Source organism: uncultured Anaerococcus sp. (assembly GCF_963510575.1).
Classification (GTDB): domain Bacteria; phylum Bacillota; class Clostridia; order Tissierellales; family Peptoniphilaceae; genus Anaerococcus.
Window position 1 is genome coordinate 1 of record NZ_CAUPFR010000088.1, and the last position, 6,461, is coordinate 6,461.

Annotated in this window: 6 protein-coding genes; 3 read left to right on the forward strand and 3 right to left on the reverse strand. The window is 35.5% G+C overall.

What is annotated here, in order from left to right; genetic code table 11:
• Window positions 1–4 precede the first annotated feature (4 nt).
• The 3 genes from RQ907_RS06780 to RQ907_RS06790 are packed head-to-tail and all read right to left on the reverse strand — an operon-like array spanning window position 5 to window position 2,787.
• The gene (locus RQ907_RS06780; protein ID WP_311492620.1) at window positions 5–1,741 is read right to left on the reverse strand and encodes a phosphoenolpyruvate carboxykinase; all 1,737 of its coding nucleotides are present in this window, start codon (window positions 1,739–1,741) and stop codon (window positions 5–7) included.
• Window positions 1,742–1,790: 49 nt separating this feature from the next.
• Window positions 1,791–2,111 carry an AzlD domain-containing protein gene (locus tag RQ907_RS06785; RefSeq protein ID WP_311492621.1) on the reverse strand — a complete coding sequence of 107 codons (321 nt, stop codon included), beginning with the start codon at window positions 2,109–2,111 and terminating at the stop codon, window positions 1,791–1,793.
• Window positions 2,104–2,787 (reverse strand): AzlC family ABC transporter permease, encoded by a 684-nt coding sequence (locus RQ907_RS06790; protein ID WP_311492622.1) that lies wholly within the window; start codon window positions 2,785–2,787, stop codon window positions 2,104–2,106. Before RQ907_RS06790 ends, RQ907_RS06785 begins: the two co-directional genes overlap by 8 nt.
• Window positions 2,788–3,002: 215 nt before the next feature.
• Between RQ907_RS06790 and RQ907_RS06795 the strand changes: the two genes are divergently transcribed.
• From RQ907_RS06795 to RQ907_RS06805, 3 genes are all read left to right on the forward strand, one after another.
• Entirely contained in the window at window positions 3,003–4,373 is a 1,371-nt protein-coding gene (locus tag RQ907_RS06795) for an NAD(P)/FAD-dependent oxidoreductase (RefSeq protein WP_311492623.1), read from the forward strand.
• A complete protein-coding gene (locus tag RQ907_RS06800) occupies window positions 4,373–5,194 on the forward strand; it encodes an alpha/beta fold hydrolase (protein ID WP_311492624.1) in 822 nt (273 codons plus the stop codon). The genes RQ907_RS06795 and RQ907_RS06800 overlap by 1 nt, the downstream gene beginning before the upstream one ends.
• Before the next feature lie 68 nt (window positions 5,195–5,262).
• Window positions 5,263–6,384 carry a class I SAM-dependent RNA methyltransferase gene (locus RQ907_RS06805; RefSeq protein WP_311492625.1) on the forward strand — a complete coding sequence of 374 codons (1,122 nt, stop codon included), beginning with the start codon at window positions 5,263–5,265 and terminating at the stop codon, window positions 6,382–6,384.
• Window positions 6,385–6,461: the final 77 nt, after the last annotated feature.

Consider the following 6,461-nt stretch of genomic DNA (forward strand, 5'->3'; position numbering starts at 1 on the left):
CTATTTATAGGGCCTTTATTATTTCAAAAAGTTCCTTGGCTGATTTTAGTGGGCCCTCTGTTTCCATGCCACTAACACCTAGTTGGGTTCTGATTACGCCAACTTGTTTATTGTTTTCATATAATTTGTTGAAATAAGTTTGGATTAGCTTATCACAAGCTTCTTGTTTTTGATAAGGGCCGAATGGGTTGGCAAAGTAGGATTCCACAAGACCTGTCTCTGTGGTTGTACCCTTGGCAAACCTAGCTCCTCTTTTGAAAACCTTGATAGCTTCGTTTTTGTCATCTAGGATTGTAATAGAATTTTCACCATCTTTAAGCTTATCATAGTTGTTTGCATAGAGGAAGAAATCAACTTCATAACCTCCCATGATTGTAGCATAGTCAGCAACTGGCATAATTAGCCTTGCATTTATCTTATCTGGGTTCATGAAGATTGACCTATCGATTTGCTTAAAGGCATAGCCGGCATCTAGGTCGTCAAGCCTTACAAAGGCACCAATCTCAGTACCATAAGCCATTACCTTATCATCTTTAATTCTAAAGGTACCCATATCGTCAAAGATTACTGTCATGTCTTTGATGTAGTCCTTGGCAAGGGTCCTAAAGGCTTCGATTGATTCGCTTTTACCAGCTCCAGAGTCTCCTAGGATTACAACATTGGCTGTCTTGCCATTTTGCAAAACAACATTTACTCCTGCTCCGTGGATTGGGAGGTAGGATTTTTTCATTGAAATGATATTTGAAAGTGTTAGGCACATCTTTTTTAAATAGCCAAAGTAGTCTTTTTTGTCAGTATAATTTACATAACCTATTAAGAGGCCGTTTGAATTTTCATAGAAAACATTTTGGTCTTTAGAATTTTCTCCACCAAATAAGTAAATAGCATCTGGTCTTTTATTTAAAATTTCTTCTTCATCTGCAAGGTCAAATAAGTTTGATGCAGAAATACCGTGGGTGATTAGGTCTTGGTGGAAGTAGATATAAACTAGGTTGTCACCAACCTTTGCAGGATAGCATAAAAACTCATCTGTATCTATATCCAAATCTAGGATTGGATTTGTATAAACTTCTTCAAAGAAACCATCTCTTTTGTTACTTTTTGTGTAGGTAATGTAAGGAGTTTCAATCATAACCTTGGTAATAAATGGTATTTCATTTAAAAATTGTAATTCTTCTGGATAAGAAATCTCAAAATTTTTAACAATTATAGAAGCATTTGCACCTGCAGGTACTTGTCTAAATACCTTTGGCACTTGGCCAGTAACAGAAAATTCTGCTTTTCTGTAGACATCAAGGATTAGGTCCTTGAATTTTATGTTGGAACTTAGGAAATTTTCTACTTCCAAACCCCTATCATAACCTGATTGTTCGATTACAGAATATCTTTCTAGCTTTCTCCAATAATCGTAAATATCTTCAACTATCCTAATTAGGGCGTCTCTTTCCTTATCAAGGTCATGATACTTGTTGATTTTTTCAGAAATTTCATCAAGACTCATCACTGTAAGGATTTTTGTAATATCCCTAATTTCTCCTGCAAGGACTTCTATATCACTAGCTCTGAAAAATTTTTCAAGATATGTATAGATCCTTGTACGTCTTTCCTTGTGGTAGGATACAAAAGAGCAGATTACATCAAAGAAACCTTCACTTTTTAGCAGGTCATCAGTGTCATTAAAAAAGGCCTTAGAAAAATTAATAACGGCCTTATTGTTTGAAATATTTATAGCTTTTTTCATTATAACCTCTTTAATTAATTCTTTTCAATACTAATACTTTACTACAATTTTAGACAAAAACTAATTGAATGAGGACCATATATACAAATGTGCCAAAAGATATTGAAAGAAAGAGCTTTCTAAACTTGGCATGGAGGATAATAACTGTAGCTGAAGCTATTATTTCAGGTAGTCCATAGGGGTAGACTAAGAGGTTTATATTTCTAATAGCAAAGATTACAAGTAGGGGCATTAGGGCAAAAGGCAAGTATTTGCCAAAGTACCTAATTAGGTCAGGGATTTCTTTTCTAGAGAAAAACAAAAAAGGAGTTGACCTTATTAAAAATGTTGTAAGCGAAGAAGCCAATATTAAAATTAAAATTCTAGTCATTTTTCACCTCGATTTTTCCCCTAAAGCCGTAAAGGCTTAGGACTATTAGAAGTAGGGCTGGGATCATGAAATTGCCTGGCTTAAAAATTAGGAGTGAGAAAATTGCAATAGCAAGGCCAAGTTTGAGTGGTTTGTGGTTTGGTGTTGAAAAGTATTGTTCAACCAAAAGCACGAGGAAAAGTGCGGTCAAAACAAAGTCCATACCCATGGTATTAAAGTTTATAAGCCCTCCTAGCAAGGCACCAAGGTAGGAAGATATTATCCACACAAGGTAGTTTATTATTCCTATAGCAAGGTAAAAGTCAGACTTATTTACATCTGCTGGTGGCTTTACTGATGTATCCAGAGCAAAGGTTTCATCAGAAAGAGTTAAAATAAAAAGAAACTTGCTTCTTGAATTTTTGCAGTCTTTTAAAAGGCTTACCCCATAAAACATCATCCTTATATTAACCGATAGGGTTAGAATAATAATTGCAATAATGGAAATATCGGATTTTAGAAGGGGTAAAATGACAAATTGCATGCTACCAGCATACATAGTCATGGACATAAGGGGTGCAAAAAGTGGGTTAAAACCTGCTTGGCTGACCATTATGCCATAGGTAAGTCCCAAAAACAAATAACCGATAATAACGGGTATAGTATAGGGGAAGGCTTTTTCAAATGCTTTTTTCATAGAATTTCCTTTCTTTTGGAGTTTTTGCGTTATATAAATCTAATCTTCACTTATACTTTACTTAGCGCGTACAAGTGATTCAATAAATTACATATATTTTAACATAAAATTTCAAAAAGTAAAGGATAGTTTGAAATTAGGCATTTAACTTGTATAATATAGCAGGTTAAATTAGAAAAATACGCCAAATGTTTAATAAATGGATAGGAGAAATCATGAAAAACTATGACATTATAGTAGTGGGAGCAGGTGCAGCTGGAGCATTTATTGCTTATGAGCTAACAAAGCTAGAGACAAAGAAAAAGGTTCTTATAATAGATGGGGGCCGCAAGGTAGAAAACAGGACTTGCCCTATCACAGATGGAAAAGTTGACCATTGTATAGGTTGTAAACCATGCAATATCATGTATGGCTTTGGTGGTGCAGGAACTTTATCTGATGGAAAATATAATATTACTACTAATTTTGGTGGAGATCTTCATCGTTATGTTGGTGAGAAAAAAGCCATGGAACTAATGGAATATGTTGACAGTGTCCTAATGAGTTTTGATGGTGGGGACGATTTGGAACTTTATAGTACAGATAAAAACGATTTAAAAACCAAGTGCCTACGCCATGACCTTCATCTCCTAGATGCAAAGGTACGCCACTTTGGAACAGATAGAAATAAAATTATCTTACATAGAATTTACGAATATGTGAAAAATACAGTTGATTTTGAATTTTCTACCATGGTAGAAGATGTAAATTACGAAAATGGCAAGTACATAGTTAAGACTGATAAGGGCGGAGAATTTTCTGCAGATGACTTGGTTTTAGCAGCAGGCAGGTCTGGTTCTAAGTGGATTGGAGATGTTTGCGATAAATTTGGTATAAAATCTAAAAGAAATAGGGTAGATATAGGACTAAGGATTGAGGTACCAGCTGAAGTCTTTAAGCATATCACAGATGATGTTTATGAAGCTAAAATAATGTATCAAACCAAGCAATACAACGATATAGTAAGGACATTTTGTATGAATCCTTACGGCCATGTTGTAACTGAAAATACCAACGGTATTTTAACTGTAAATGGTCATTCCTTCACAGACCCTAAACTCCAATCAGAAAATACCAACTTCGCACTTTTAGTTACAAATAGGTTTACTGAACCATTCGAAGATTCAAACGAATATGGTGAATCCATAGCTAGACTGTCAAATATGCTTGGTGGTGGAGTCTTGATGCAAAGATTTGGTGACCTTGTCAAGGGCCGTCGTTCTTCAGATAGGAGGATGGAAAAATCTTTCACCAAACCAACCCTAAAGGCAACACCGGGGGACCTTTCCCTAGTTATGCCAAAAAGGCAATTAGACGATATAATTGAGATGATTTACCAGTTAGACAAGATTGCACCAGGAATGGCAAATGACGATACACTTTTATATGGAATTGAAGTTAAGTTCTACAATTCAGAAATAGAAGTCGATGAAAAATTTGAGTCAACACATAAGGGACTTTACTGCGTAGGCGATGGTTCAGGAGCAACTCACTCCCTATCTCAGGCTTCTGCTTGTGGTATTGTTGTGGCGAGGATTCTTGCTTAATGAAATACATCTATTCACAAATAACTAAGGAAGATGGCATCGTTATGAGGGGTGTGGTAAACACCCCAGATGACTTTGACGAAAATAAAAAATATCCAACCGCCATAATTTTCCATGGTTTTGGTGGAGATAGGAATGGAAGTGTAGGTTTCAGACTAAATCACGCCAAGTACCTCACAGAAAGAGGTTTTGTTGTAATTAGGTTTGACTTTTCTGGTTCAGGAGAATCTGATGGTAGTTTTTATTATATGACTGTAAGTCGTGAAGAAAAAGAAGCTGAGATGATTCATGACTTTGCCAAGATGAAATACTATGTAGACAAGGATAGGCTATATTGGATAGGTCATTCCTTGGGTGGAGTCCTAGCAAGCCTCTTAGCCTATAAATTAAAACCCAAAGCCATGGTATTACTAGCACCAGCAAGCGACATGAATAACAAAGACTACCTTAAAGTTATGGCAAAAACAGTTTTTGAAGGTGAAATTTCCGGTAAGTCCAAAATTGAGAACAACAAGTCCTATGATGATTTAATCTCAAAATTCGAAGACGCAGACATAGGTGGAGTTAAAATCAATAAAAAATTCTTAATAGACTTTATTTTAAAAGACATCTATGGGTCAGCTGCTAAATACGATGGTAGGGTCTTAATCATAAGAGGAAGTGCGGATACCTTAGTTTTTAAGGATTCTAATGAAAAGCTAAGGGACGCTTTTAAAAACGCCAGCTACTACGAAATAGAAGGGGCAGACCACTCCTTTACAAACGCAGATTACAGGGAAAATCTTTATGAAAAATCATTTGAATTTTTAAATGAAAATTAAATGCCACGAAAGTGGCTTTTCCTTTGCAAAAAAGATGAAAAGCATGAAAAATCAGTTATAATATCAGTATGGAAAAAATACTAATTACCACTAGCTTTGGTCTGGAAAGACTGGTTAAGTTTCAACTTATGGACTTAGGCTACAAAGATTTCAAAGTGAGTGATGGATTGATTTGCCTAGATGGCGATTTATCCGACTTAGCAAAATTGAATATTAATCTTAGACACGCTGACAGGGTATATCTAGAATTAGCAAGTTTTAAGGCCATGGACTTTGAAGAACTTTTTGAAAATATCAAAAAAATCTCCTGGCAAGATATTTTGGCTGAGGATAGTAATTTTATAGTAAATGCCAGATCTTACAAGTCAAAATTATTTTCCTTAAGGTCCATCCAGTCTATAAGCGAAAAGGCAATCATAGACAAGCTTAAGCTTTACTATAAAAAATCATTTTTTGAAAAAACTGGCGAAAGAGTTAAGATAGAAATAATGATTGAAAAAAACCTTGCAAAAGTTTGCCTAGATACATCTGGAGAAGGCCTCCACAAGAGGGGCTACAGGGAAGGAAGTGTAAAGGCACCCCTAAGAGAAAACCTAGCAGCAGCCCTAGTTGACCTTTCCTTTTATAAGCCGGATAGGTTTTTGTTTGACGGTTTTTGTGGGTCGGGGACAATACTAATAGAAGCCGCAAGGATAGGAAGAAATATCGCACCAGGAATTGATAGGAACTTTGACTTTACAAGCTTTAAATTTATAGACCCTAAATATTTTAAGGATGCCAAAAAAGAAGCCATGGAGAAAATCGATTATACAAAGAAATTAAATATCCTAGGCTCAGATATATCGGGCAGGGCAATAACACTAGCCAAACAAAACGCCATGAATGCAGGAGTTGAGGAAGATATTTCTTTTATAACGAGGGATTTTGGATCAGTTGCAATTTCGGATGACTATGGAGTTTTTATCTCAAACCCACCCTATGGAATGAGGCTATCAGAAACAGACCTAAGTGAAACTTATAAAAAAATCAATCAAAAGTTAGCAAAGCTAGCTACCTGGTCACTTTATTTCATAACAGCAGATGAAAAATTTGATAGGCATTTTAAAAGAAAAATATCCAAGAAAAGAAAATTATACAATGGTGGTCAAAAGGTAGATTTTTACCAGTATTTTGGCAAGAAACCAGATTGAGGAGGACGTCATAACAGAAGCAAACAACAAAAAGAAATCTAGGGCCCTAACCCTATTTATTCTTGTAATAATAGCAC